The following is a 23113-nucleotide window of genomic DNA, read 5'->3' as shown; positions in this document are numbered from 1 at the left end:
GCCGGCCGGTTCACTTCCAGGTGAATTCGTGGTTCAGCCCGACCACGAAACCGGTCACGCTGCGCCCGCCCGCCGGCCGGGTGCGCGAGGCGCTGACGTCCACGCTGATCAGCGGTGTGAGGCTGAAGCGGCCGCCGAGGCGCGAGGTCCAGGCACCCGAGGCGCGATTGCGCTCGGCGATCACGGACACGGCGTCGTTGAGCGCCCATTCGGCAGCCACGCCGCCGCGCGGGGTCCGCACGCCGGTGCCCAGCGCCCAGTCGGCGCCGAGGTTCGCGTGCAGCTGCAGGCTGTCGGCCGGCCGCCATGTCAGCGGCACCACGAACTGCCCGCCCATGCGGCCGCCGCGCCGCAGGTCGGACACGGTGCCCATCGACACGGCCGCGCTGAGCCGGGCGTCTGCGGCCTGGCCGAAAAAGGTCCATTTGAGCTGCGGCCCGGCGGTGACCGAGTGAACGCCCTGGACCGAAAGCCGGTCGATGTTCAGCCCCAGCTCGACGGGTCCGACCCGGCAGGCCGGCCCGATGTGAAAGCCCGTGACCGGCTCGACGCCGGTGCGGCCCCACCAGGTTTCGTACTGGCATTGGCCGGGATCGAGCGTGCCCGCGTCGTCGACATCGAAATGGCCCCCGGCCTGCGCGCCCAGGCTCGCCAGCGCGCAGGAAGCCATCAGCAGCCAGCCGTGGTACCAGCCGTGATTCGGTCGTCGGATTGTTGTTGTCTGCCTGTTCTTCATCGCGCATCCCAAGGCCCTCGGACCATTCTAGGGAGACGGGAAGTCGGCGCGGTGACGCGCCGCAACGAACTCAGATCTCGAACTGGGGCTGCAGCTCGCGGATGCGCTTGATGGCCACGCCGGCCGCGGCGGTGCGCGTCTCGACGCCCAGCTTCACGTACACCCGCTCCAGGTGCTTCTTGGCCGTGGCCGGGCTGCTGCCGAGGATCTCGCCGATGTCCTTGTTGGTCTTGCCCTTGACCACCCAGTACAGCACCTCGGCCTCGCGCGCGGTGAGCTTCAGGCTCAGGCTCATCGCCTCGATCACGCCGGTGTCGGACACCTCGCGCATGATGATCATCCACTCGTCGCCGTCGTCGTCCTGGCCGGTCTGCTGGTGCAGCCGCAATGTGAGGCTGCTCGCACCCTGGACGATCGAAAGCGCGGGCGGCTCGATGCCGCGCTGGCGCGCATCGGGTGTGTGGCGCAGCAGCCATTCGAGCACCGCGGGCGGCGTCTCGGGGGCGCGCGTTTCGCAGTAGCGCTGCAGCAGGTCGCGCGCAAGCGCCGTCTGCCAGATCAGCCGGCCCTCGGGCAGCCGCACGGTGATGCTCGCGTAGCCGAAGGCATCGAGCGCATTGCGCGCCTGGCCGGCCTGCCGTGCGTCCTGCCGCGCGCGGCGCGCGCCCTGCAGGTGCACGTTCATGCGCGCGAGCACCTCCTTCGGCTTGATGGGCTTGGTGACGTAGTCGACGCCGCCTGCTTCGAGTGCGGCCACGAGGTGCTCGGTTTCGGTGAGGCCCGTCATGAACACGATCGGAATGTGCGCGGTGGCCGCGTCGGCCTTGAGCCGGCGCGCCACCTCGAATCCGTCGATGCCCGGCATCATCGCGTCGAGCAGCACGATGTCGGGCCGGGCCTGCGCGGCGCGCTGCAGCGCCTGTTCGCCATTGGTGGCGATGAGCACGGTGTAGCCCGATTCGTCGAGCGCGTCGTGCAGCACCGCGAGGTTGTCGGGGACGTCGTCCACGATCAGCACGAGGTCGCTGTTGACGCCTTCGTCGCGCAGCGCCCGGGCGAGGGGCGACGGCTGCATGGGGGGTGATGGGTTCGAGGTCATGGCTCGCTCACTGCGTCGGCCAGCGCCCGGCTCATGGCCTCGAACTGGAACTGGCGCGCCAGCACGCGCTGCGCCTCGGTCCAGGCCATGCACTCGGGTTGTTCGGTGTCGATGTCGTCGAGCTGGTTCATGATGCCGCGAAAGTAGCCCAGGCTCACGGCTTCGTCGAGCGCACGCAGGCGGTCGCGAGAAGGGGCCCGCATGACCTTCGGCGCGACGGCTGCCGGCAAGGCGGCGGCGGTGTCGGTCCACCTCAGGCCGAGCCGGCGCTCGAGCCAGTCGAGCAACTCGGTGTGGCGCACGGGTTTCACGAAGAAGTCTTCGGGCGCGATGCCCACGTCGTTGTCCAGCCCCTTGTCGAAGGCGTTGGCCGAGACGATGGCGACGGACGCATCGGCGAGGCCGAGCTTGCGCGCGCGGCGGATGGTTTCCCAGCCGTCGATGCCGGGCATCGCAAGGTCGACGAACATCGCATCGGGCCGGTAGCCGGCGGCGATCAGGTCGAGGGCGTCGTGGCCGCTGGCCGCCGTGCGCAGCTCGAAGCCGAGCGGCGCGAGCACATGGTCGAGCAGTTCGCGGTCTGCCTCTTCGTTGTCGACCACCAGCAGGCGCCGGCGGGCGCCTTCGTAGCCGCGGCGCGCCCGCGTCACCGGCACCGGCCGGCTCGCGCCGGGTGCCGTGTCGTGCACGCGCGGCAGGAAGAGCCGCACGCAGAAGAGCGAGCCCACGCCCGGCGTGCTCTGTACCTTCATCTCGCCGCCCATCAGGTCCGTGAGCATCTTGGCGATGGTGAGGCCCAGGCCCGCCCCCGGCGCCGAAGAGGCAGCCGCGTTACCGCGCGTGAAGGGCTCGAAGATGCGCTCGATATCCGCAGCCGTCATGCCCGGGCCCGTGTCCTCGATCTCGATGGCCGCGAACTCGCGTGCATAGGCCAGGCGCAGCGTGACCTGTCCCGCCGCCGTGAACTTGATCGCGTTGCCGAGCAGGTTGATGAGGATCTGGCCGACGCGCTTCTCGTCGGCACGCACTACCTCGGGCAAAGGGCCTGCCGCCTCGAAGCGGAACTGCAGGCCCTTCTCGGCCGCCTGCAGCTCGAACATGTCGGCCAGCTCGCGCATGGTGTCGGCAAAGCGCATCGGCCGCGCATGCAGCGTGAGCTTGCCGGCCTCGATGTGCGCGATGGCCAGCGTGCCTTCGATGAGCGAGAGCAGATGCTCGCCGCCGCGCTTGATGACCGCCACCGCCTGCTGGCGGTGCGGCGGCACCGAGTGGTCTTCGCCCATCAGCTGCGCATAGCCCAGGATGCTGTTGAGCGGCGTGCGCAGCTCGTGGCTGATGGCGCTGATGTAGCGGCTCTTGGCCTGGTTGGCCTGGTCGGCGGCGCGCTGGGCCTGCTCGGCCACGGCGCGTGCTTCTTCCGCCGTCTGTTTTGCGGCCTGCAGGGCGCGGTCGGTTTCGCGGTGCAGTTCGATCTCTCGCACCAGCAGGTGGGTCTGGCGGTTGGATTCTTCCTGCGCGACCTTGCGGCTCTGGTGCGCGAGCACCAGCCACCACGCCACGATGCCCGCGATGACCAGCAGCGCCATGTAGGCCTTGAGGAAACCCGAGCGCAGCGCCGACTGCTGCACGCCTGCCCACGCCTCGGCCACCCCGGCCTGCGTTGCAAGTTCGACCGCGCTTTCGGCGAGGGCCCTCAGTTCCTGTTGATAGAGCACACCGAACACCACGGCCAGCAGCGGCACGATGATCAGCATCAGCAGCAGGAAGTGCCCCAGGCCCGTGTCCAGGTAGCGCCAGCTGCGGCGCGGCAGCAGCCAGCGCAGCACGGCCGACCATTGCGACGACAGGCTCGCATGCGGCTTGCACAGGTCGCCGCAGCGCGCATCGAGCGTGCAGCACAGCGAGCAGATCGCGCCCTGATACGCGGGGCAATGCGCCATGTCCGGCCCTTCGTACTCGCGCTCGCAGATCACGCAGTGCTGCACCTTCAGGCGCTGGTAGCTGCCGCTTTCGTCCGATTCGACCTTCGCCCAGCGCACCGCGCGCCCGCCCGCCGCCGGCGCGAAGGGCACGGCGCCGGTCGCATCCGACGCCCGCGCCAGGTAGTACTTGCCGCCCGTCGCCCACGCCAGCAGCGGCGAGGCGACGAGCGCGGTGCCCAGCGCGATCAGCGCCGAGAACGCCTGCGCCAGCGGCCCGAACACGCCCAGGTGCGCGGTGATCGACAGCACCGAGGCCAGCGCCATCGCGCCCACGCCCACTGGGTTGATGTCCCACAGGTGCGCGCGCTTGAACTCGATGCCCGGCGGCGAGAGCCCCAGCGGCTTGTTGATGACCAGGTCGGCCACCACCGACATCATCCAGGCGATGGCGATGTTGGCGAAGAGCCCGAGCACATCGCCCAGCGCTTCGAACACGTTCATCTCCATCAGCATGAAGGCGATGAGCGCGTTGAACACCACCCACACCACCCGCCCTGGATGGCTGTGCGCCACGCGCGAGAAGAAATTGCTCCAGGCCAGCGACCCCGCATAGGCGTTGGTCACGTTGATCTTGAGCTGCGAGATCACCACGAACAGCGCCGTCGCGGCCACCGCCCAGCCGTAGTTCGGGAACACGTACTCGTAGGCCGCGAGGTACATCTGGTTCGGATCGACCGCGCGCTCCACCGGCACCATGTGCGTGATTGCCAGGTAGGCCAGCAGCGCCCCGCCCAGCATCTTGAAGACGCCCAGCACCACCCAGCCCGGCCCGCCGGCCAGTACGCCGGACCACCAGCGCCCGCGCGTGGTGGCGGTGCGCGCGGGCATGAAGCGCAAGTAGTCGGCCTGCTCGCCCATCTGGGTGATGAGCGCGATCCCGACTGTCAGGGCGGCGCCAAAAAGGTGCAGATCAAAACCCTGCACGCCCGACTTGACCCCGTTGTAGTGCACGATTCCCGCAAACGCACCAGGATCGCGCACGAGCACGAACACGAAAGGCACCACCAGCATCACCAGCCACAGCGGCTGGGTCCACAGCTGAAGCCGGCTGATGGCCGAGACGCCGTGCGTGACCAGCGGAATGACCACCAGCGCGCACACCAGGTAGCCCCAGACCGGCGGAATGCCCAGCGCGAGTTCCAGCGCATAGGCCATCACCGCCGCCTCCAGCGCGAAGAAGATGAAGGTGAACGAAGCGTAGATCAGAGAGGTGAGCGTCGAGCCGATGTAGCCGAAGCCCGCGCCGCGGGTGAGCAGGTCCATGTCGACGCCGTAGCGCGCGGCGTACACGCTGATCGGCAGTCCCGCCAGGAAGATGATGAGCCCCGTGACCAGGATCGCCCAGAAGGCGTTGGCGAAGCCGTACTTCACCAGCAGCGTGGCCCCCACCGCCTCGAGGATCAGGAACGACGCCGCCCCGAAGGCGGTGTTGGCCACCCGCCATTCGGACCATTTGCGAAAGCGCTGGGGCGTGTAGCGCAGCGCGTAGTCTTCAAGCGTTTCGCTCGCGACCCAGCTGTTGTAGTCGCGCCGGACCTTGACGATGCGCTGGGGGGCGTCGTCGGAAGGGATGGGCGGGACGTCGGAATTCACACCGTTTCGGTGCATCTTTCGTGCCATCTGCTGCGCCGGCTGCCTGGGCTTCCGACGGTTACTCAGGGCAATGCCGCAAGAAGCTTGTCGAGCCGGGTCGGCGGGAGTTGGATGCCACCGCCCAGAAAAGACTCGTCGGCGATGTCGTAGACCAGCTCATCTTCTGACCAACGAAGCGCAACGCCGGCCTCTTTGTATGTCCGCTCCGCCAGCACTGTGGGCTCGCCTGTGCGATATAGCCTCAACAGAATCGTCGAACGGCTCGTGAAGACGAGTCGGGCCGTGTAGGCACCGTCCAGGACGGGTGAAACCTCGCTCCACCACTCGTCAGGATGCTTGTCTGCGCGGATACGGTCCTTCGCTTCGAAGCAATATTTGAGACCGAACAGAACGATAGCGGCGCAAATCGCCCACCGCAGGACAGGGGCGCTGCGGCGCAGCGCGGTGCGAATGTCGGGCATCACAAAGCCACACTGATCGGCGTGTCGAGCTTCATCACGATCTTGTCGGTGTAGATGATGAAGTCGCCGCCCTGATTGTGTTTGCGTTGCCAGGCGCGGAATTCCGCGTTCTTCACGGGATACAGCACAGCGTCCTTGGCGTGCACATTGCCGTGCACCACCGCGTACTCGAGCCATCCGACGTTCGACAGCGCCGCGACCTGGTGGGCTGGGACGATCGCGACATGGCTGCGACTCCAATGGCCGAGGTATTGCGATGCATCGCCCGCGACGTCCGTGAATGTGAAGTTGTCTTTCACGTAGACGGAAACATGGGTCACGACAGCCGCCTTGTTCTTGTGGTCGAACCACGCGTGCGAGACCGCAGCGTAAAGATTGAAGGAGCCCAGCGCGCACGTCAGGTCGTCAGGAACGCCTTCGCTGAAAAGCGATTGCGTGATGAATTGCGTCAGCTTCTGACTCAGGGTGCCTTCGACCGGCGCCTGCTGAAACTGGACTCCTTGTGAAAGCGAACGATGTCGCCCTGGCACTCCAGCCAGGACCGACTGTCGCGTCGGTTCCGGTACGGACGCAGCGCGTTGGCGATCTCCTTTCGCGCCCTCGGCGTTCCAAGTCGGGACATCAGATGGTCCAGTCCCTTTTTGGCTCTGGCGAACTTCATGACCCAATCCATCTTGACGGAGGTGGTATCGATCATGCTCGGCGGATATGGCACGCCGTTCTGGTTGATGCCGTTGCGCTCGTCAGCCGCCGTGGGTGGAAAGTTCAACGCCCCAGCGAACCATTTGTCCATCAAATCCGCCCCGAGCGGCGCACCGATTTTTCGCATTGCGCCCGGAATGTCCTGGATGTCGAAGGGCGGTACCGCTTCTAGGGGCTTCGACTTCTCTTTCGGAGGGAGTGGAGGGGATTTGAGCCAGTGCGACATGCTGGCCGCAGCGCCAGATACTGCTTCTGTCGCCTTGATCGCTCCGCGGATGGTGTTGGCATATGGGTCGTCCTTGGCTTTCCTCCTGACGGGCACTTCCACCGTTTTCCGAGCAACGGGAGCGACAGGCTTGCCCCGCATCGGCGGCGGCGCCCTGTTCGACGACAGCGCGACCTCCACATGGCAGATTTCCCCGATCTGCTGCGACCAGGAACGCATGAAATTGTTCGACTTCCGAAAATCGATCCTCTCGCCTGCTTTCGATTGCATTTTTTATCTCCCCTGCTTCAGAACACCGGCGCCCGCTCGGCGATCGGCGCCCGCAAGGTACTCCGCATGTGCTCCTCCAACGCATCGCGCACGGCACCCAAACGCCTCTTTCGTGCAATCCGTACGACTTTTGGCGAACAGGGCACGACTGTTGCAAAGAAGAAGGCTTGCCCATAATGGCCGACTCTTCTCTCAGCCACCCGATGCCGCTCCCATGGAACTGACCCCGCGCGAAAAAGACAAGCTGCTGATCTTCACCGCGGCGCTGCTCGCCGAACGGCGCAAGGCCCGCGGTCTGAAGCTCAACTACCCCGAAGCCATTGCCCTGATCTCCGCCGCCGTGATGGAAGGCGCCCGCGACGGCAAAAGCGTCGCCGAACTCATGAGCGACGGGCGCTCGGTGCTGACCCGCGCCGACGTGATGGACGGCATCGCCGAGATGATCCCGGACATCCAGGTCGAAGCCACTTTCCCGGACGGAACCAAGCTGGTCACCGTCCACCAGCCCATCGTCTGACCCGCCACACAAAAGAACCGACATGCGCCACACCACTTCCAAGACCCTTGCCCTTCTCGCCCTCCTGCTGCCACTCGCGGCCAGCGCCCACACCGGCGTCGACGGCGGCCTGCACCACGGTTTCACGACCGGCTTCCTGCACCCGTTGACCGGCGCCGATCACCTGGCGGCCATGGTCGCGGTCGGCCTCTGGAGCGCATTGGCCGCGCGCCGTGCCTGGCCCGACCTGCTGTGGGCGCCGCTGGCCTTCGCCGGCATGCTGCTGGTGGGCGCGCTGATGGGCTTGGCTGGCGTGCAGCTGCCGGCCGTCGAACCGATGATCGCGGCCTCGCTGCTGGTGCTGGGCTTGCTGGTGGTCACGCGCGTTCACCTGCCGGCGGCTGTCGCCATGGCGGTGGTCGGCGTGTTCGCCGTCTTCCATGGCGTGGCCCACGGCTACGAACTCGCGAGCGAGCAAGGTGCCGCGCTCACGCTGGCCGGCATGGTCAGCGCGACCGTGCTGCTGCATCTGGCAGGCATCGCCCTTGGTTGGGCGCTGCGCCATGCCAACGCCTGGCTGCCGCGCGCGGCCGGTGCCGCCGTGGTGGTGCTGGGCGCAACGCTGCTGGCACAGGCCGTCTGATCGCCATGACCCCTGGCGAACTTCTCATCGACGACGGCGACCACACGCTCAACCCCGGGCGCCGCACCCTCACGCTGGTGGTGCAGAACACCGCCGACCGACCGATCCAGGTCGGCTCGCACTACCACTTCGCCGAGACCAACGGCGCCCTCGGCTTCGACCGCGAAGCCGCGCGCGGCATGCGGCTGAACATCGCCTCGGGCGCCGCGGTGCGCTTCGAGCCGGGGCAGCAACGCACGGTCGAACTGGTCGACTACTCGGGCGATCGCATCGTCTACGGCTTTCGTGGCCTGGTTCAAGGAAAGCTCTAAAACATGGCCACCATCGGGCGACGCGCCTATGCAGAAATCTTCGGCCCCACCGTGGGCGACCGGGTCCGTCTTGCAGACACCGAACTGCTGATCGAGGTCGAAGCCGACTACACGCTGCGCGCTGGCGGCTACGGCGAAGAGGTGAAGTTCGGTGGCGGCAAGACCATCCGCGACGGCATGGCGCAATCGCAGCGCACAAGGGCACAAGGCGCGGTCGATACCGTGCTCACCAACGCGCTGATCCTGGACCACTGGGGCGTCGTGAAAGCCGACATCGGGCTGAAGGACGGCCGCATCGCCGCCATCGGCAAGGCCGGCAATCCCGACGTGCAACCGGGCGTGGACATCGTCATCGGCCCCGGCACCGAGATCATCAGCTGCGAGGGCAACATCGTCACCGCGGGCGGCATCGACAGCCACATCCACTTCATCTGCCCGCAGCAGATCGAGGAGGCGCTGTCCTCCGGTGTGACCACCATGCTCGGCGGCGGCACCGGCCCCGCGACCGGCACCTTCGCGACCACGGCCACGCCCGGCCCCTGGCACATCGAGCGCATGTTGCAGGCGGCCGATGCGTTCCCGATGAACCTGGGCTTCCTCGGCAAGGGCAATGCGAGCCTGCCCGACGCGCTGCACGAGCAGATCGAGGCCGGCGTCATTGGACTCAAGTTGCACGAAGACTGGGGCACCACGCCCGCGGCGATCAGCAATTGCCTCGACGTGGCCGACGCCACCGACACGCAGGTTGCGATCCACAGCGACACGCTCAACGAATCGGGCTTCGTCGAGAACACCATCGCGGCCGTGGGTGGCCGCGCGATCTGCGCCTTCCACACCGAAGGCGCGGGCGGCGGCCATGCGCCGGACATCCTGCGCGTGGTGGGCGAGGCGAACTTCCTGCCCTCCTCCACCAACCCCACGATGCCCTACACCGTGAACACGCTCGACGAACACGTCGACATGCTCATGGTGTGCCACCACCTCGATGCCGGCATCGCCGAAGACCTGGCCTTCGCCGAGTCGCGCATCCGCAAGGAAACCATCGCCGCCGAAGACGTGCTGCACGACCTGGGCGCGATCAGCATGTTCAGCTCCGACAGCCAAGCCATGGGCCGTGTCGGCGAGGTGATCATCCGCACCTGGCAGACCGCGCACAAGATGAAGGTGCAACGCGGCACGCTGCCCGAAGACAGCGAGCGCAACGACAACTTCCGCGCGAAACGCTACATCGCCAAGTACACGATCAACCCGGCGATCGCGCACGGCATCGCGCACGAAGTGGGTTCGCTCGAAATCGGCAAGTGGGCCGACATCGTGATCTGGAAGCCCGCCTTCTTCGGCGTGAAGCCCTTCACCATCCTCAAGGGCGGCACCATCGCGATGGCGGCGATGGGCGACCCGAGCGCATCGATCCCGACGCCGCAACCGGTGCACTTTCGGCCGATGTTCGGTGCGTATGGCGGCTCGCTCGCCAGGAGCTCGCTCACCTTCGTGTCGCAAGCGGGGCTCGCTTCGGGCATCAAGGAACGCTACGGCCTCAGCAAGAACCTCAGCGCGGTGAAGAACATCCGCAACGTGCGCAAGAAAGACCTGATCCACAACGGCTACGCGCCGAAGATGGAGATCGATGCGCAGACCTATGCAGTGCGTGCCGACGGGCACCTGCTGACCTGCGAGCCGGCGAAGCTGCTGCCGATGGCGCAGCGGTATTTCCTGTTCTAGATGCTGCGTGCCTCAGGGCGAACGAGGTGCCATGTGGCCGCGGATCCAGCTGGCGAAACTGCTCTCGTCCATGGCACTGGCGGCCACGTCGAGCATCACCAGCGTGGCTTCGGCTTGCGTCGCCACCAACCGCTGGCCGTTCAGCGCAAGGAACAGACCGACGGACAGGAATGCCGCGCGCTTGTTGCCGTCGATGAAAGGATGATTCTTGGCCAATCCCAACCCGTAGGCGGCCGCGAGGTCGGCCACGTCGGGCGACCCGTAGCTCACGAGGTTGAGCGGACGCGCCAGCGCGGACTGCAGCATTGTTTCGTCGCGCAGGCCCGAGGCTCCGCCATGCTCGGCGAGGCTTTCGTCATGCAACAGGATCAAGGTGCGCCTGTCGATCCAGCGCCAGGTGCTCATTTGGCGAGCTGGTGGAAGGTGTCGCGGAATTCGCGCATGAATTCGCGGCCCAGCTTCAACTGCTCTTCTATCTCGGGGTCGTATGGGGTCAAGGTAACGCCGTTGGCGGCCTCGGTCAGGAACAGCGTGTCGCCCTTTTCCACCTTGAGCCGCGCCAGCACTTCCTTGGGAAGAATCACCCCGACGGAGTTGCCGATCTGGGTCAATTTGAGTGCCGACATGCAAGACTCCAAAGTTATAACGGACGTTATATTATCGACGTCTCCCCGCTGAACGCAAGCCACCATGCTCCCCGCCAACAAACTCATGCCCCAGGGCCGCGGCCTCGCGCCCGTGCTCCTCAAGCGCGCCGCCACCATCGAGCTCGACTGGGATGTCCGCCAGAAAAGCCGTTTCGAAGCCACCGATTCGCAAGGCCGCCAGATCGGCATCTTCCTGCCGCGCGGCACCGCGGTGCGTGGCGGCGACGTGCTGGTGGCCGAAGACGGCTCGCTGATCCGCGTCATCGCAGCGCCGCAGCCGGTGCTGCGCATCACCCACTGCACGGCCCACGGCACGCCCTTCGACCTGACGCGCGCGGCCTACCACCTGGGCAACCGGCACGTGCCGATCGAGCTCAAGCCCGACCACCTGAAGATCGAACCCGACCATGTGCTGGCCGACATGCTGCGGTCGATGCACCTGATCGTCGTGGCGGTGGAAGAAGCCTTCGAGCCCGAGGGCGGCGCCTACGGTTCGCACGAGCACGGCCACGGCAGCCATGACCACCACGGCCATGACCACAGCCACGACCACGGTCATTCGCAAGCGAAAGGCCCGAAGCCCCTCGTGCTCGCACCCGAGCTGCTCGATGACCATGACCATGCCTGAGTCAGGGCACCCGTCGATCAGCCGCACACCGGCAGCGCCCCCAGATGCACAGGGCGCCGGGTGCTTCCCGGAGCGAAATCAAGGAGGAGGCGAAGCCGGGGGACATTCGCGGAGGGAAGTACCCGGTGGCCTGTGCATCCGCCCCGAACAACAGCGGCCGGGAAACTGACGTGGCCGAAGACAAAGCCGCCGCCCAAAGCCTGCTGCAACTCATCTGGCTGGCCTCGCCCGCCCTGCCCGTGGGCGGCTTCTCGTATTCCGAAGGCATCGAGGCAGCGGTCGAATGGGCCAGCATCGATTCCGAGGCCAAGGCCGTCGAGTGGCTCGCCGACCAATTGCACCTGAGCTTCGCGCGCGGTGACCTTGCACTGGTCGCGCAGGCCATCCCCGCATGGCAGGCGAACGACACACAGCGCATCCGCCAACTCAACGAGTGGGTCATGACCACCCGCGAATCGGCCGAATTCTTCCTGCAGACCGAGCAGATGGGCCGATCCTTCGTCGAGTGGCTCAAGCTCCACCACGCGGACACGGCCGAGGTCTTCGCGGACCTGCCCGCGAGCTACCCCGTGGCCTTCGCCTTTGCACTCGCCCGCAGCGGCGCCACGGTGCACGACGGGTGCCTGGCCTTCGCCTTCGGCTGGGCCGAGAACATGGTGGCGGCGGCCGTCAAGGCCGTGCCGCTCGGCCAGAGCGCGGGCCAGCTCATCCTCGCGCGGCTGGCGAACGAAATCCCCGCGGCCGTCGACCGTGCGATGAAGCTGGGCGACGACGAGCGCCAGGCCTTCGCGCCCCTTCTGGCCGTGCTGTCGGCCCGCCATGAAACACAATATTCCCGCCTCTTTCGAAGCTGACCGAACCGGACAACACCCATGACCTCCGCCCTGCACCACATCCCCCACCGCACCAAGAGACTGCCCCCGCTGCGCGTGGGCATCGGCGGCCCGGTGGGCTCCGGCAAGACCACGCTGCTCGAGATGCTCTGCAAGGCGATGCGCGACAAATACGACCTCGTCGCCATCACCAACGACATCTACACCAAGGAAGACCAGCGCCTGCTGACCGTGGCCGGCGCGCTGCCCGCCGAACGCATCATGGGCGTGGAGACCGGCGGCTGCCCGCACACCGCGATTCGCGAAGACGCCTCGATCAACCTCGAGGCCATCGACCGCATGCTCGAAGACTTTCCGGATGCCGACGTGGTGTTCGTCGAATCGGGCGGCGACAACCTCGCGGCCACCTTCAGCCCCGAGTTGTCGGACCTGACGATCTACGTGATCGACGTGGCGGCCGGCGAAAAAATCCCACGCAAGGGCGGCCCCGGCATCACCAAGAGCGACCTGTTCGTCATCAACAAGATCGACCTTGCGCCCTACGTGGGCGCGAGCCTGGAAGTGATGGAGCAGGACACGCAGCGCATGCGCCGCCAGCGGCCCTATGTGATGACGAACCTCAAGACCCACACCGGCGTGGCCGAGGTGGTGGCCTTCATCGAGCAGCGCGGCATGCTCACCGAAGGCTGAGAGGGTCTTTCTTCAGCGTTCAGAGTTCGCTGCCGTCCCGCAGCTGCCGCGCCTTGTAGACCAGGCGCACGCTCGCACGGCGCGGGTCGCTGACCTGCTGCACATACACATCGGTGTCGCCGTTCGTCCAGGCGGCATAGGCGCTGCCCGGATCGCGCGAGGCGAGCTCGTCGCCGAACACACCGCGCCCCCACTGAACGATTTGCCCGAATGCCGATGCGCCGTTGTCGGGCACGGCCTGCGCGGTGGCCACGTACTCGACGCGCCGCAACTCCGAAGCGGCAAAGAAGAAGGTCGGCTCGAACACCAGGCCCGCCATCTCGACAGGCGCCGCGCGCCAGCTTCCGAGCAGGCCGCCGGCCAGCCGCTGCGGCCGATGCACGCGCTCGGCGGCGGGCAATGCCGCCTGCAGTTCGTCGGCGGTCATCCCGAGCCGCACACCCGGTGGCAAGGCTTGCGCATGCAACGCCCCGGCGGCGAAGAGGATCGCGCCCGCGGCGAGCGCACGGAGAAAAGACGAAGAGGCTGTGAATCGCACGTTCGGCATCGAAAGGAAAAGCGGCGGCACCGTGGGACAGCGAGTATCGCGCGGAGTTCCAAAGCGCCGCCCGCCGACGCCCTTCAGGGTGCGATGCCGGAGGGATGCAATGGCAGCCGCAGCGTCAGGCCCAGGGCGCCGTCGGCATGCGGTGCCGAATAGATGCGCCCGCCGTGGCGGCTGGCAATGCGCTCGCAAACCCGTGCGCTGGCCTGCGTGGCGGCGTCGAGGGCATCGAAGAACCTCGCGAGCGGCGGCCGCACATCCTCTGCATGGAGATCGCGCCAGTGGACGACGGCATGCCCGCTTTCCACGCGTGCGCAAACCTGCAGCGTGGCGCCCGCGGACATCACGCTCGTCGCATGCACCGCGACCTGGGAGAGCAGTTCGCACAGCTCCTCCCTGATGCCGAAGACAGGCACGGCTTCGGATGGAAGCTGGATGTCAAAACAGATGCGCTCAGCGCCCGGCGTTGCGCCGAGCAACGGCCGCAGGTCCTGCACGCTGCTCGCCAGCATCTTCTGCTGCGCGTCGTTTCGCGCCTGCTGCGCCACGTTGCGGGCCCGTACGCTCTCCCGCATGTTCGCGATGAAGAGGGAGCCCATCATCGCGACCACGCCGGCGAGGCCGAGCGCGATGGCCGCCGCAATGACGAACCCGAGATGGCCGGAATACATGGATGCAGTCCTTCTTCAACGCGGCCCGGGGGCACGGTATTGCAGTACGCCCAAAGCATCGCGCTCGCAGGTGCCGGACAGCGCATCCGCGCGCGGCCCCGGCAACGCGGGCCGTGCGCCTTCGGTCTGGCCTTCGCACACATCCCAATGCGCCATCGGCGGCCCGCGATGCTCGAAGGCCATTGGAAAAGTTGAGGGCCCGCCACGGAATCCCGGCGGTGGCCCGGGAGGCATGGGTGGCGGCAGCATGATGCAACCCGACAGGCCGGCTGCCGCCAGCACGCCTGCGAGGTGATGAATTCGTCGCGTCATTCTTGAATTGCGTCGGAACGTCGAGCGTCCGCCCGCGTGCAGCAAGGCAAGCGCCCTGCCGCACCGGCCGGATGCGTCGCCGTCAGAACGAGTGGCGAATGCCGAAGTCGTAGCCCGTCGACGAACGCGGCAGGCCCGTGTAGCCCACGCCCGTGCTGCCGTAGCCCGTCGTGCTCGCGGCGGTGAGGCTGCCGGTGTAGGACGCGTCGTTGCGGTTGTTCACGCGCGCGACGGTGGCATATAGCGCCGTGCGCTTGGAGAGGTTGTGCACATAGCCGATCGCGAACTTGTTCACCCGCGGGTCTTCGCCGGTGACGCCGACGGCACCGTCGCCGTAACGCACCGCGGAGTACGACGCGCGGATCAGGCCCGCGCCCACCGGCATGCTCGCACCGATGAGGTAGCCGTTGTAGCTGTCGTGGCTGTTGCCCACGGCGAGGTCGAACTTGTTCTGCACGTTCGAGAGTTCGCCGAACAGCTTGACCGGGCCGAAGTCGTACGACGCGCCCAGGTTGATGGTCTGCACCTTGCGCGTGAGCGCGGTCGTGTCGACCGCCACGTTCTGGCCCACCGCCAGCGCCACGTCCAGCGGTCCGTTCGCGTAACCGAAGCGGCCGCCGACATAGCGGCCCGCGCTGCTGCTGGTCGACGTGGTGGTGTCGCTCGTGCTGGTCTTGGTGTTCTCGTTCAGGCTGTACTGGACCTGGCCGTAGAAGCCACCGAGGTTCGGCGGCAGAAAGTAGCCGACCATGTTGCTCGCGCGCACATAGTTCGAGTTGCCGATGCCCGTACTGCCGCTCACCGTGTTGATCACGCTGGAGCCCGAGCCGTTGGTGCCGAACGGATCGAACACGGTGTCGTTCCAGAACGTGGCCGTGTAGTCGCGGCCCAGCCGCAGTTCACCGAAGCCACCGGAAAGGCTGACGGTGGAACGGCGGTTGAAGCTGGCGATGCCGGTCGCGCCATCGTCGTTGCTGATCGGCGCTTCGAGCCAGAAGCTGGCGGCCAGGCCGCCGCCCAGGTCTTCGGTGCCGCGAAAGCCAATGCGGCTGGAGTTGTAGCCGGAGTTGGCAAGACTCCATTGGCTCTGCTTGCTGCTCGCACCCGTGACCGGGTCACGCGACGTGGCGCTCTGGTAGCTCACGCCGGCATCGATGACGCCGAACAGGGTGACGGACGATTGGGCAGAGGCCAGGCCGGTGACGGCCAGCGCGGCGAGTGCCGTGAGGGATTTCTTCATTCAGGTTTCTCCGGGTTTTCAGCTGCTCTACATCGAGCGGCTGAACGGATGGTCTCGTCCAAATTTGGAGGAATCTGGTGGACGCCGCGTGCTTTGCACACGGTGTTGTTTTGAGCGCACTCACCGCGACGCGAGCGCCCGGCGGCATCAAAGCCACGACAGGCGCGCGGTCTGCGCTGCGGCGCTGCGAACCCCTCTGTGCCGCCGAGGAGCGCAGCGTTTCGCGAATCAGGGCTCGCAGCTGTTTGAGCGCAGCGAGTTCTGCGAGACCCCGCGAAAGGCGAGCACCGCAGGGGAGCCCGAAGGGCCGGCACAGCGGGGTTCGCAGCGCCGCAGCGCAGACCGTGCGCCTCTCCAAGAAGCACGTACTAAAAGTCTCCCAAAAGCCAAGCAATGCTTCGCCATCCCGAAGGAGTCCACATGACCATTGTTCTGCGAAGCACCGTCGCCGCATCGCTGGGCATTCAGCAGCTGGCGAATGCATTCACCCCGGCTTTTTCCCATCTGCGCATTCTTCGCAACCTGATCATTCCCATGCCCCCCGGGTGCGCCGTTCCCACGGCGCGCATCGACGCCGTCATCGTGTGCGAAACCGGTGTGTACCTGTTCGAGATCAAGGCGTGGCGCAACGCCTTCGTCTACCGGAAGAAGTCCGACGAGGCTCCGCCGCGCTGGTTTCTCCGGCTCAATGGATGCACACGCGCACGCGAAGTGAAAGACCCCGCATGGCAAGGCGGCCGCAAGACGACGCAGCTGCGCAGCCTGTTGCCCGATGACCTGCGCCTGCAGTACTTCGTGCTCCTGCCCTGCGAAGGCGTCGAGCTCGAAGGCGTCATGCCCGCCGCCGTCATCACGCAGCAAGACCTGCCCTACATCGCGCGGCTCGTGCGCAACAACGGGCGCACCGCGCGCACCTATCCGCTACTCGATGCCCACGCCGTCGAACGCACCGTGCAGCGGCTGCTCGACATCCAGGGCGACCTGTCCATGGAAAGGCATCTGCAGAATTGCCGAGAAAGAAGCGAGCAGCAACCGCCCATGCGATGGCCCGTCGTGCGTGCAATGGGATTGCAGTAACGGGCTTTACCAAAGGCCCCGGAGAGCGTCCCATATTTCTCCGACATTGGCAGAGACCATGCGGCGATGCATCTCCCCAAGTCCCTCGCGGCCATCGCTGCACTGTTCATCTCGATGGCCGCCACTCCCGCATGGGCCGCCACGCCGTTCACCGTCCGCGACATCCGGCTCGAAGGCCTGCAACGCGTCGAGCCCGGCACCGTCTTCTCGACCCTCGGTATCAAGGTCGGCGACGACTACAGCGACGAGCGCGGCAGCGCAGCCATCCGCGCGCTGTTCGAGCTGGGCCTCTTCAAAGATGTGCGCATCGACACCGACGGCAACATGCTGGTCGTCATCGTGGAAGAGCGCCCCACCGTCGCCGATGTCGATTTCGTCGGCACCAAGGAATTCGAGAAGGCGGCGCTTCAGAAGGCTCTGCGCGAGATCGGCCTTGCCGAAGGCCGCCCCTTCGACAAGGCGCTGGCCGACCGCGCCGAGCAGGAACTCAAGCGGCAGTACGTGAGCCGCAGCCTCTACAACGCCGAGGTCGTGACCACCGTCACGCCGCTGGAGAGCAACCGGGTCAACCTCACCTTCACCGTCGTCGAAGGCGAGTCGGCGCGCATCAAGAGCGTGCGCGTCGTCGGCAACAAGGCCTTCAGCGAAGGCACGCTGCTCGACCTGTTCGACCAGGACAGCGGCGGCTGGCTCGCCTGGTACACCAAGTCGAACCAGTACTCGCGCAGCAAGCTCAACGCCGACCAGGAAACGCTGCGCTCCTACTACCTCACGCGCGGCTACCTCGAGTTCCGCATCGACTCCACGCAAGTCGCGATCTCGTCCGACCGGCAGTCACTGGACCTCACGATCAACATCACCGAAGGCGAAAAATTCGCAGTGGCCGGCGTGCGGCTCGAAGGCAACTACCTCGGCCGCGAAGACGAGTTCAAGACCCTGGTGACAGTCCGCCCCGGCACGCCCTACAACGGCGAGGACGTGACGGCCACGACGAAGGCCTTCACCGACTACTTCGGCACCTTCGGCTACGCGTTCGCGCGTGTGAAGGCCGAGCCCGAAATCGACCGCACCAGCAACCGCGTCACGATGGTGCTGAAGGCCGAGCCCGCGCGGCGCGTGTACGTGCGGCGCCTGAACATCGGCGGCAATGCGCGCACGCGCGACGAGGTGATCCGCCGCGAGTTCCGCCAGTACGAGGGCGCCTGGTACGACGGCAACAAGATCAAGCTCTCGCGCGACCGCGTCGACCGCCTGGGCTACTTCACCGAGGTGACTGTAGAGACCACCGAGGTGCCCGGCAGCAACGACTTGGTCGACCTCACGGTCAACGTGGCCGAGAAGCCCACCGGCTCGCTGCAGCTGGGCGCGGGCTACTCGTCCACCGACAAGATCTCGCTGAGCTTCGGCATCACGCAGGAGAACGTGTTCGGCTCGGGCAACTACCTGGGGCTGCAGGTCAACACCAGTTCGTACAACCGCTCGATTTCGCTCACGGCGACCGATCCGTACTTCACGAAGGACGGCATCTCGCGCACGTTCAACGTCTTCCACACCACCACGCGGCCCTACTACCAGGCCGACGGCAACTACAAGCTTGCGAGCGACGGCGGCTCGGTGCGCTTCGGCCTGCCGCTGGGCGAACTGGACACGGTGTTCCTGGGCATCGGCGTGGAGCGCTATTCGTTCACGCCCGGCACCAACGGCGCGTACACGCTGGTGGATGGTTCCTACGTCTACACCGGCACGCCGCAGGCCTACCTCGACTACTTCAAGTGCACCGGCACCGCGCCGAGCGTGGTGTGCACCGGCAGCAACGTGGTGGGCATTCCCGCGACGGTGGGCTGGTCGCGCGACGACCGCGACAGCGCGCTGGTGCCCACCACCGGCCGGCTGCAGCGTGCGAACCTCGAGGTGGGCGTGGGCAGCGCGCTGCGCTACCTGAAGACCGACTACCAGTACCAGCAGTACTTCGCGCTGTCCAAGCAGTACACGTTGGCCGTCAACGGGCAGCTCGGCTATGCCAAGGCGCTGGGCGACACCACGTTCCCGATCTTCAAGAACTTCTACGCGGGCGGGCTGGGCTCCATCCGCGGCTTCGAGCAGAACTCGCTCGGCCCGGTCGATTCGGTCACGGGCGGTGCGCTCGGCGGCACGCGCAAGGCGATCTTCAACATGGAGTTCAGCACGCCCTTCCCCGGCGCGGGCAACGACCGGTCGCTGCGGCTCTACACCTTCTTCGATGCGGGCAATGTGTTCGCCGAGCGCACGGCCAGCATGACCGATGCGCAGTGGAAAGCGCAGAACCGCCTGCGCGCATCGGCGGGCCTGGGCATCAGCTGGATCTCGCCGCTCGGCCCGCTGCGCCTGGCGTACGCGGTGCCGCTCGCCTACCAGAAGGCGGACACCGCCAACGGGATCGCGGCGGACCGCACGCAGCGCTTCCAGTTCCAGATCGGAACCTCCTTCTGAAGCAGAGGAAGACGCCATGAGCCGCATCCTGATGGTCGAAGACGGGCACGACAGCGCCTCGGTGCTGCTGGACCATCTCTGCAACGCCGGCCACGAGGTCGAGCACATCGGCGACGGCGCGGCGGCGCTGGACCGCATCCTCAGTTCGCCGCCCGCGCTCACCCTGCTGGACGTGCTGCTGCCGCAGATCGACGGCCTGCAGGTGCTGCAGAAGGTGCGCTCGCACAGCGACCATCCGATCATCATGCTGACGGCGCGCGGGCGCGAGGTCGACCGCCTGCTCGGGCTCGACCTGGGCGCCGACGACTATGTCTGCAAGCCTTTCTCGCCGCGCGAAGTGGTGGCGCGCGTGCACACGGTGCTGCGCCGCCATGCGCAGCGGGACGGCGCTTGCGCGGCGCCGTCGAAGTCGGTGTCGTTCCGGGACGCGCACGGCGGCGCGCACCTGGAGGGGCACGCACTCGATCTCACGCGCCGGGAGCTCCTGCTGTTGCGCGCGCTGTCGCGCGACCCGGGGCGGGTGTTCACACGCTCGAAGCTGCTGGAGGCGGCGTTTCCGGAAGCGATGGACGTGAACGAACGCGCGGTCGACGGGCACATCAAGAACCTGCGCAGGAAGCTCACCGCCGTGTCGCCTTCGCACGGCTGGATCCGCTCGATCTACGGCGTGGGTTTCAGCTTCGCGGAACGTCCCGGCTGAGCGCGGCAGGCGGTGTCGCGCTGCGTGGCCGGGCCGGTGCGCATGATCGGCGCGAGGGTCGAGAGGCTCGCGCTGCGCCCCTCGGCATGATGGCGCTCGCCGCATCCCCCACGCGCGGCGATGCAGGCGCCCAGTGCAAGGCCGCTGAAGGCCAGCAGGCCCAGGAGGCGCTGCATCAGCCGCAACCCGGTGGTCGATGGCGTTGCCACGGGATGCACCCAGGCGGTTTCGCTGTGAAAAGGCATCGCGGTCTGCAACGTTCAGTATTTGGTGGATTGCGCGAGGCCGCTCATGCGTTTTCCTCCTCGGCTTCGGCGCCCGGCTCTCTGGCCCGGGTGGCGCGCGCCTCCGCCCAGACGACCAGCAGCGTCCACACATGGGTGACCACCCAGAAGACCGCCGTGAGCCACAACAGGACGAGCCCCATGCCGTCTTCGGACCATGCATCGGCCCACGACCATGCATTGCGCGCCGGCGCGCAATGCCCGGGACTGGCCCAGGCCAGCACGGCGGCCGCGAAGGCGGAGAGGAACTTTTTCGGTGAGCTAAACGTGGCCGGGTTCATGGGCACGCATCGTGCGTTTCGAATCGGGAGAAATGTGGGAGGGCCACCCGACCGGATTCCTCCCAGATTTCTCCCCATTTGCCCGCCAAGATCCGCCGCTTGCCCATGCCCCCCGCCTGCCCGAAACGCGTGTCGCAGAATGCGGCCATGCCCAAGAAGGCGTGAACGAACCCCCATGCCGCGTCTGACCCTCTCCCGCAAGATCTTCCTGGCGCTGGCCGCCTTGCTGGTCGTGTTGCTGCTCAGCTTCGTGGGCTTTTCCATCATCGCGCTGCAGCGGGGCCTGGGCGCCTATGTCGCCGAGATCGAGATCCGGCGCATGGACTGGCTCTCGCAGCTCCTGCTGAAGCACTACATCGCCAACGGCGACTGGAAGAAGCTGCGCGACAACGACGAGGCCTGGCACCGCCTGCGCATGGGCCAGCTGGCGATCGTGCTCGATGGCGCCGCCAGCCCAGACGACCGGCGGCTCCCGCCCTGGTACGAGCGCCGCACGCAGGGCGCCACCCGGCTCGAGGGCGACCCGGACAACGGATCGGCGCCGCCGCTTCCTCCGGCCTCCTCTTCTTCCGCCTCGCCGCAGCTCGACCTGCTGCCCCGGCGCTTTTCGATGCCGCCCCCGCCCTGGTTCTTTCCCGACCCGCGCGGGGCTGCGGACTCCATCTTCCAGCGCCTGGCGGTGCTCGATGCGCAGGGCGCACCGGTGGTCGGCGCCACCATCGACCTCGAAAACGCCGCGCGCCTGCCGATCCGGCGCGGCCGCTCGGTCGTCGGGTATCTGGCGCTCGCGCCCATGGAGGGCCTGGAAAGCGAAGCCGACCGCGCCTTCATCGCGCGCCAGTCCGGCGTGATCGCGCTCACCGGCCTGTGCGGGCTGGCCTTCGCGCTGGTGCTGTCTTGGCTGCTGGCGCGCCGCTGGTTCAAGCCCATCGACGAACTGACGCAGGCGGCACAGGACGTGGCGCGCGGGCGGCTCTCCACCCGCGTGGCCGTGCACGGCTCCGACGAACTCGCGCTGCTGGGCAAGACCTTCAACGACATGGCGCAGCGGCTGGACAAGGTCGAGGCCTCGCGCCGCGCCTGGCTGGCCGACGCGGCGCACGAGCTGCGCACGCCGCTCGCGGCCATGCGCGCCGAAATCGAGGCGCTGCAGGACGGCGTGCGCACCTTCGACGAACGCACCGCGCTGCGCATGCACCGGCAGGTGATCCGCCTCGGCCAGCTGGTCGACGACCTGCGCAGCAGCATGCGCGAGCCCCAGAACGACCTGCTCACCACCGCCGTGTTTCCGCTCTCGCTGCTGAAGGAGGCGCTCGACCACACGCGCGACCGCTTCGCGCAGCGCGGCATCTCGGTGGACCGGGAGGCGATCGACCGCATCGCCGCATCGGCCCAGCCAGTGATCGACGGCGACGCGCACCGGCTGCACCAGGTCTTCATGAACCTGCTGGAGAACACCCTCGCCTACACCGATGCCGGCGGCCGGTTGCGCATCGACGTGACCATCGAGGGCGCATGGACCGGCAACTGCCTCACGCTGCTGTTCGACGACAGCGCACCGGGCGTGCCCGACGAAGAAATGCCGCGCCTCTTCGACCGCCTGTTCCGCGGCGAAACCTCGCGCAGCCGCGCGCTCGGCGGCTCGGGCCTGGGCCTGTCGATCTGCCGCGCGACCATCGAGGCGCATGGCGGCAGCATCGAGGCGGCGGCCTCGCCGCTGGGGGGCCTGCGCATGACCATCACCCTTCCACTGGCGGCATCCGCATGACACGCATCGTCATCGTCGAGGACGAACTCGACATCGCATCGGTGGTGCAGGACTACCTGCGCCACAGCGGCTACGAGACCGAGCACTTCGCCGATGGGCAAAGCGCACTCGAAAGCATCGTCGCCTCGCCGCCCGACCTGACGCTGCTGGACATCATGTTGCCGCGGCTGGACGGCATCGAGGTGCTGCGCCGGGCGCGCGAGCACACGGCGCATCCGATCATCATGCTGACCGCGCGCATCGAGGAGGTCGACCGCCTGCTCGGCCTGGAGCTCGGCGCGGACGACTACGTGTGCAAGCCCTTCTCGCCGCGCGAACTGGTAGCGCGCGTGCGCGCCGTGCTGCGGCGCACGGCGCCAGGGAATGCGGGAGGCGTTCCGGGGCAGGCTCCGCAGGGCGATGCGCCGGGCCTCGTGCTCGACGACGTGCACTGGCGCGCTTCGCTCGAAGGAACACCGCTGAACCTCACGCGCCGCGAGTTCGGATTGCTGCAGGTGCTGTCGCGGCACCCGGGCCGCATCTTCTCGCGCGCGCGGCTGCTGGAGCTCGCCTACGACGACACGGTGGACGTGACCGAGCGCGCGATCGACAGCCATGTGAAGAACCTGCGCCGCAAGCTCGGCGCGGTGTCGCCCTCGCACGACTGGATCCGCTCGGTCTACGGCGTGGGGTTCGCCTGGGAGGCCCCGCCACAAGCCTGATGTGAAGAACCGGGGTGCCCGGCGCCG

Annotated in this window: 26 protein-coding genes; 12 read left to right on the top strand and 14 right to left on the bottom strand. The window is 67.2% G+C overall.

The window, feature by feature from the left end; translation table 11 throughout:
- Window positions 1–10 precede the first annotated feature (10 nt).
- The 6 genes from M2282_RS08395 to M2282_RS08370 all read right to left on the bottom strand — a co-directional run bounded on the left by M2282_RS08395 (window position 11) and on the right by M2282_RS08370 (window position 7069).
- Window positions 11–736 (bottom strand): hypothetical protein, encoded by a 726-nt coding sequence (locus M2282_RS08395; RefSeq protein ID WP_280808323.1) that lies wholly within the window; start codon window positions 734–736, stop codon window positions 11–13.
- 70 nt (window positions 737–806) lie between these two features.
- Window positions 807–1811: a response regulator transcription factor gene (locus tag M2282_RS08390; RefSeq protein WP_280808322.1), complete on the bottom strand. Its 1005-nt coding sequence runs from the start codon at window positions 1809–1811 to the stop codon at window positions 807–809.
- Between the two features lie 20 nt (window positions 1812–1831).
- A complete protein-coding gene (locus M2282_RS08385; protein WP_280808321.1) occupies window positions 1832–5425 on the bottom strand; it encodes a hybrid sensor histidine kinase/response regulator in 3594 nt (1197 codons plus the stop codon).
- A gap of 47 nt (window positions 5426–5472) precedes the next feature.
- Entirely contained in the window at window positions 5473–5871 is a 399-nt protein-coding gene (locus tag M2282_RS08380; RefSeq protein WP_280808320.1) for a hypothetical protein, read from the bottom strand.
- The gene (locus M2282_RS08375) at window positions 5871–6401 is read right to left on the bottom strand and encodes a DUF6402 family protein (protein ID WP_280808319.1); all 531 of its coding nucleotides are present in this window, start codon (window positions 6399–6401) and stop codon (window positions 5871–5873) included. Before M2282_RS08375 ends, M2282_RS08380 begins: the two co-directional genes overlap by 1 nt.
- Window positions 6332–7069, bottom strand: a complete 738-nt coding sequence (locus M2282_RS08370) for a DUF6402 family protein (RefSeq protein ID WP_280808318.1) — start codon at window positions 7067–7069, stop codon at window positions 6332–6334. The genes M2282_RS08375 and M2282_RS08370 overlap by 70 nt, the downstream gene beginning before the upstream one ends.
- A gap of 214 nt (window positions 7070–7283) precedes the next feature.
- On the opposite strand from M2282_RS08370, the gene M2282_RS08365 reads away from it, so the two are divergent.
- From M2282_RS08365 to ureC, 4 genes are read left to right on the top strand one after another with little or no spacing between them, the layout of a single operon-like run.
- Window positions 7284–7586, top strand: a complete 303-nt coding sequence (locus tag M2282_RS08365; protein ID WP_013543224.1) for an urease subunit gamma — start codon at window positions 7284–7286, stop codon at window positions 7584–7586.
- Between the two features lie 22 nt (window positions 7587–7608).
- Window positions 7609–8208: a HupE/UreJ family protein gene (locus M2282_RS08360; RefSeq protein WP_280808317.1), complete on the top strand. Its 600-nt coding sequence runs from the start codon at window positions 7609–7611 to the stop codon at window positions 8206–8208.
- 5 nt (window positions 8209–8213) lie between these two features.
- On the top strand, window positions 8214–8519 hold the full coding sequence (locus M2282_RS08355; RefSeq protein WP_280808316.1) for an urease subunit beta: 306 nt from the start codon (window positions 8214–8216) through the stop codon (window positions 8517–8519).
- Window positions 8520–8522: 3 nt separating this feature from the next.
- Entirely contained in the window at window positions 8523–10241 is a 1719-nt protein-coding gene (gene ureC, locus M2282_RS08350) for an urease subunit alpha (protein WP_280808315.1), read from the top strand.
- Window positions 10242–10253: 12 nt separating this feature from the next.
- Here the strand turns inward: ureC and M2282_RS08345 are convergent, their stop codons facing one another.
- Together M2282_RS08345 and M2282_RS08340 are read right to left on the bottom strand one after the other, a co-directional pair.
- Window positions 10254–10646, bottom strand: coding sequence for a type II toxin-antitoxin system death-on-curing family toxin (locus tag M2282_RS08345; protein ID WP_280808314.1), 393 nt, complete (start codon window positions 10644–10646; stop codon window positions 10254–10256).
- Window positions 10643–10867: an AbrB/MazE/SpoVT family DNA-binding domain-containing protein gene (locus tag M2282_RS08340; protein ID WP_013543229.1), complete on the bottom strand. Its 225-nt coding sequence runs from the start codon at window positions 10865–10867 to the stop codon at window positions 10643–10645. The genes M2282_RS08345 and M2282_RS08340 overlap by 4 nt, the downstream gene beginning before the upstream one ends.
- A 64-nt stretch (window positions 10868–10931) precedes the next feature.
- On the opposite strand from M2282_RS08340, the gene ureE reads away from it, so the two are divergent.
- The 3 genes from ureE to ureG all read left to right on the top strand — a co-directional run bounded on the left by ureE (window position 10932) and on the right by ureG (window position 13039).
- Complete coding sequence (ureE, locus tag M2282_RS08335; RefSeq protein WP_280808313.1) at window positions 10932–11516, top strand: urease accessory protein UreE; 585 nt, start codon at window positions 10932–10934, stop codon at window positions 11514–11516.
- A 170-nt stretch (window positions 11517–11686) separates the two neighbouring features.
- Window positions 11687–12370 (top strand): urease accessory protein UreF, encoded by a 684-nt coding sequence (locus M2282_RS08330; RefSeq protein WP_280808312.1) that lies wholly within the window; start codon window positions 11687–11689, stop codon window positions 12368–12370.
- A gap of 18 nt (window positions 12371–12388) precedes the next feature.
- The gene (gene ureG / locus M2282_RS08325) at window positions 12389–13039 is read left to right on the top strand and encodes an urease accessory protein UreG (protein WP_013543232.1); all 651 of its coding nucleotides are present in this window, start codon (window positions 12389–12391) and stop codon (window positions 13037–13039) included.
- A 19-nt stretch (window positions 13040–13058) separates the two neighbouring features.
- Here the strand turns inward: ureG and M2282_RS08320 are convergent, their stop codons facing one another.
- From M2282_RS08320 to M2282_RS08305, 4 genes are all read right to left on the bottom strand, one after another.
- Window positions 13059–13586 (bottom strand): hypothetical protein, encoded by a 528-nt coding sequence (locus tag M2282_RS08320; RefSeq protein WP_280808311.1) that lies wholly within the window; start codon window positions 13584–13586, stop codon window positions 13059–13061.
- A gap of 74 nt (window positions 13587–13660) precedes the next feature.
- On the bottom strand, window positions 13661–14254 hold the full coding sequence (locus tag M2282_RS08315) for an ATP-binding protein (protein ID WP_280808310.1): 594 nt from the start codon (window positions 14252–14254) through the stop codon (window positions 13661–13663).
- 15 nt (window positions 14255–14269) lie between these two features.
- A complete protein-coding gene (locus tag M2282_RS08310) occupies window positions 14270–14437 on the bottom strand; it encodes a hypothetical protein (RefSeq protein WP_280808309.1) in 168 nt (55 codons plus the stop codon).
- 211 nt (window positions 14438–14648) lie between these two features.
- Window positions 14649–15806 (bottom strand): porin, encoded by a 1158-nt coding sequence (locus M2282_RS08305; protein ID WP_280808308.1) that lies wholly within the window; start codon window positions 15804–15806, stop codon window positions 14649–14651.
- 420 nt (window positions 15807–16226) lie between these two features.
- On the opposite strand from M2282_RS08305, the gene M2282_RS08300 reads away from it, so the two are divergent.
- The 3 genes from M2282_RS08300 to M2282_RS08290 all read left to right on the top strand — a co-directional run bounded on the left by M2282_RS08300 (window position 16227) and on the right by M2282_RS08290 (window position 20052).
- Window positions 16227–16883 carry a nuclease-related domain-containing protein gene (locus M2282_RS08300; RefSeq protein ID WP_280808307.1) on the top strand — a complete coding sequence of 219 codons (657 nt, stop codon included), beginning with the start codon at window positions 16227–16229 and terminating at the stop codon, window positions 16881–16883.
- Window positions 16884–16949: 66 nt separating this feature from the next.
- Window positions 16950–19352 (top strand): outer membrane protein assembly factor BamA, encoded by a 2403-nt coding sequence (gene bamA, locus M2282_RS08295; RefSeq protein WP_280808306.1) that lies wholly within the window; start codon window positions 16950–16952, stop codon window positions 19350–19352.
- 16 nt (window positions 19353–19368) lie between these two features.
- Window positions 19369–20052 carry a response regulator gene (locus M2282_RS08290; RefSeq protein WP_280808305.1) on the top strand — a complete coding sequence of 228 codons (684 nt, stop codon included), beginning with the start codon at window positions 19369–19371 and terminating at the stop codon, window positions 20050–20052.
- On the opposite strand, the gene M2282_RS08285 is transcribed toward M2282_RS08290, so the two are convergent.
- Both M2282_RS08285 and M2282_RS08280 read right to left on the bottom strand, forming a co-directional pair.
- A complete protein-coding gene (locus M2282_RS08285; protein ID WP_280808304.1) occupies window positions 20013–20297 on the bottom strand; it encodes a hypothetical protein in 285 nt (94 codons plus the stop codon). The two genes, M2282_RS08290 and M2282_RS08285, sit on opposite strands and share 40 nt — an antisense overlap.
- A gap of 44 nt (window positions 20298–20341) precedes the next feature.
- Complete coding sequence (locus M2282_RS08280; RefSeq protein WP_280808303.1) at window positions 20342–20617, bottom strand: hypothetical protein; 276 nt, start codon at window positions 20615–20617, stop codon at window positions 20342–20344.
- A 175-nt stretch (window positions 20618–20792) separates the two neighbouring features.
- Between M2282_RS08280 and M2282_RS08275 the strand changes: the two genes are divergently transcribed.
- Complete coding sequence (locus M2282_RS08275) at window positions 20793–22385, top strand: ATP-binding protein (protein WP_280808302.1); 1593 nt, start codon at window positions 20793–20795, stop codon at window positions 22383–22385.
- Complete coding sequence (locus M2282_RS08270; RefSeq protein ID WP_280808301.1) at window positions 22382–23086, top strand: response regulator; 705 nt, start codon at window positions 22382–22384, stop codon at window positions 23084–23086. The genes M2282_RS08275 and M2282_RS08270 overlap by 4 nt, the downstream gene beginning before the upstream one ends.
- The last annotated feature ends 27 nt before the right edge of the window (window positions 23087–23113 follow it).

It is taken from the genome of Variovorax boronicumulans (assembly GCF_029892485.1).
GTDB lineage: Bacteria > Pseudomonadota > Gammaproteobacteria > Burkholderiales > Burkholderiaceae_C > Variovorax > Variovorax boronicumulans_B.
The sequence above is the reverse complement of the archived record's forward strand: the minus strand, read 5'-3'. Positions and strand labels throughout refer to the sequence as shown.

Excerpts from the sequence above, each read along its gene's own strand:
- M2282_RS08395 (WP_280808323.1), bottom strand. The coding sequence starts at position 736 with ATGAAGAACAGGCAGACAACAACAATCCGACGACCGAATCACGGCTGG.
- M2282_RS08390 (WP_280808322.1), bottom strand. The coding sequence starts at position 1,811 with ATGCAGCCGTCGCCCCTCGCCCGGGCGCTGCGCGACGAAGGCGTCAAC.
- M2282_RS08385 (WP_280808321.1), bottom strand. The coding sequence starts at position 5,425 with ATGCACCGAAACGGTGTGAATTCCGACGTCCCGCCCATCCCTTCCGAC.
- M2282_RS08380 (WP_280808320.1), bottom strand. The coding sequence starts at position 5,871 with ATGCCCGACATTCGCACCGCGCTGCGCCGCAGCGCCCCTGTCCTGCGG.
- M2282_RS08370 (WP_280808318.1), bottom strand. The coding sequence starts at position 7,069 with ATGCAATCGAAAGCAGGCGAGAGGATCGATTTTCGGAAGTCGAACAAT.
- M2282_RS08365 (WP_013543224.1), top strand. The coding sequence starts at position 7,284 with ATGGAACTGACCCCGCGCGAAAAAGACAAGCTGCTGATCTTCACCGCG.
- M2282_RS08360 (WP_280808317.1), top strand. The coding sequence starts at position 7,609 with ATGCGCCACACCACTTCCAAGACCCTTGCCCTTCTCGCCCTCCTGCTG.
- M2282_RS08355 (WP_280808316.1), top strand. The coding sequence starts at position 8,214 with ATGACCCCTGGCGAACTTCTCATCGACGACGGCGACCACACGCTCAAC.
- ureC (WP_280808315.1), top strand. The coding sequence starts at position 8,523 with ATGGCCACCATCGGGCGACGCGCCTATGCAGAAATCTTCGGCCCCACC.
- M2282_RS08345 (WP_280808314.1), bottom strand. The coding sequence starts at position 10,646 with ATGAGCACCTGGCGCTGGATCGACAGGCGCACCTTGATCCTGTTGCAT.
- M2282_RS08340 (WP_013543229.1), bottom strand. The coding sequence starts at position 10,867 with ATGTCGGCACTCAAATTGACCCAGATCGGCAACTCCGTCGGGGTGATT.
- ureE (WP_280808313.1), top strand. The coding sequence starts at position 10,932 with ATGCTCCCCGCCAACAAACTCATGCCCCAGGGCCGCGGCCTCGCGCCC.
- ureG (WP_013543232.1), top strand. The coding sequence starts at position 12,389 with ATGACCTCCGCCCTGCACCACATCCCCCACCGCACCAAGAGACTGCCC.
- M2282_RS08320 (WP_280808311.1), bottom strand. The coding sequence starts at position 13,586 with ATGCCGAACGTGCGATTCACAGCCTCTTCGTCTTTTCTCCGTGCGCTC.
- M2282_RS08315 (WP_280808310.1), bottom strand. The coding sequence starts at position 14,254 with ATGTATTCCGGCCATCTCGGGTTCGTCATTGCGGCGGCCATCGCGCTC.
- M2282_RS08310 (WP_280808309.1), bottom strand. The coding sequence starts at position 14,437 with ATGGCCTTCGAGCATCGCGGGCCGCCGATGGCGCATTGGGATGTGTGC.
- M2282_RS08305 (WP_280808308.1), bottom strand. The coding sequence starts at position 15,806 with ATGAAGAAATCCCTCACGGCACTCGCCGCGCTGGCCGTCACCGGCCTG.
- M2282_RS08300 (WP_280808307.1), top strand. The coding sequence starts at position 16,227 with ATGACCATTGTTCTGCGAAGCACCGTCGCCGCATCGCTGGGCATTCAG.
- bamA (WP_280808306.1), top strand. The coding sequence starts at position 16,950 with ATGCATCTCCCCAAGTCCCTCGCGGCCATCGCTGCACTGTTCATCTCG.
- M2282_RS08290 (WP_280808305.1), top strand. The coding sequence starts at position 19,369 with ATGAGCCGCATCCTGATGGTCGAAGACGGGCACGACAGCGCCTCGGTG.
- M2282_RS08285 (WP_280808304.1), bottom strand. The coding sequence starts at position 20,297 with ATGCCTTTTCACAGCGAAACCGCCTGGGTGCATCCCGTGGCAACGCCA.
- M2282_RS08280 (WP_280808303.1), bottom strand. The coding sequence starts at position 20,617 with ATGAACCCGGCCACGTTTAGCTCACCGAAAAAGTTCCTCTCCGCCTTC.
- M2282_RS08275 (WP_280808302.1), top strand. The coding sequence starts at position 20,793 with ATGCCGCGTCTGACCCTCTCCCGCAAGATCTTCCTGGCGCTGGCCGCC.
- M2282_RS08270 (WP_280808301.1), top strand. The coding sequence starts at position 22,382 with ATGACACGCATCGTCATCGTCGAGGACGAACTCGACATCGCATCGGTG.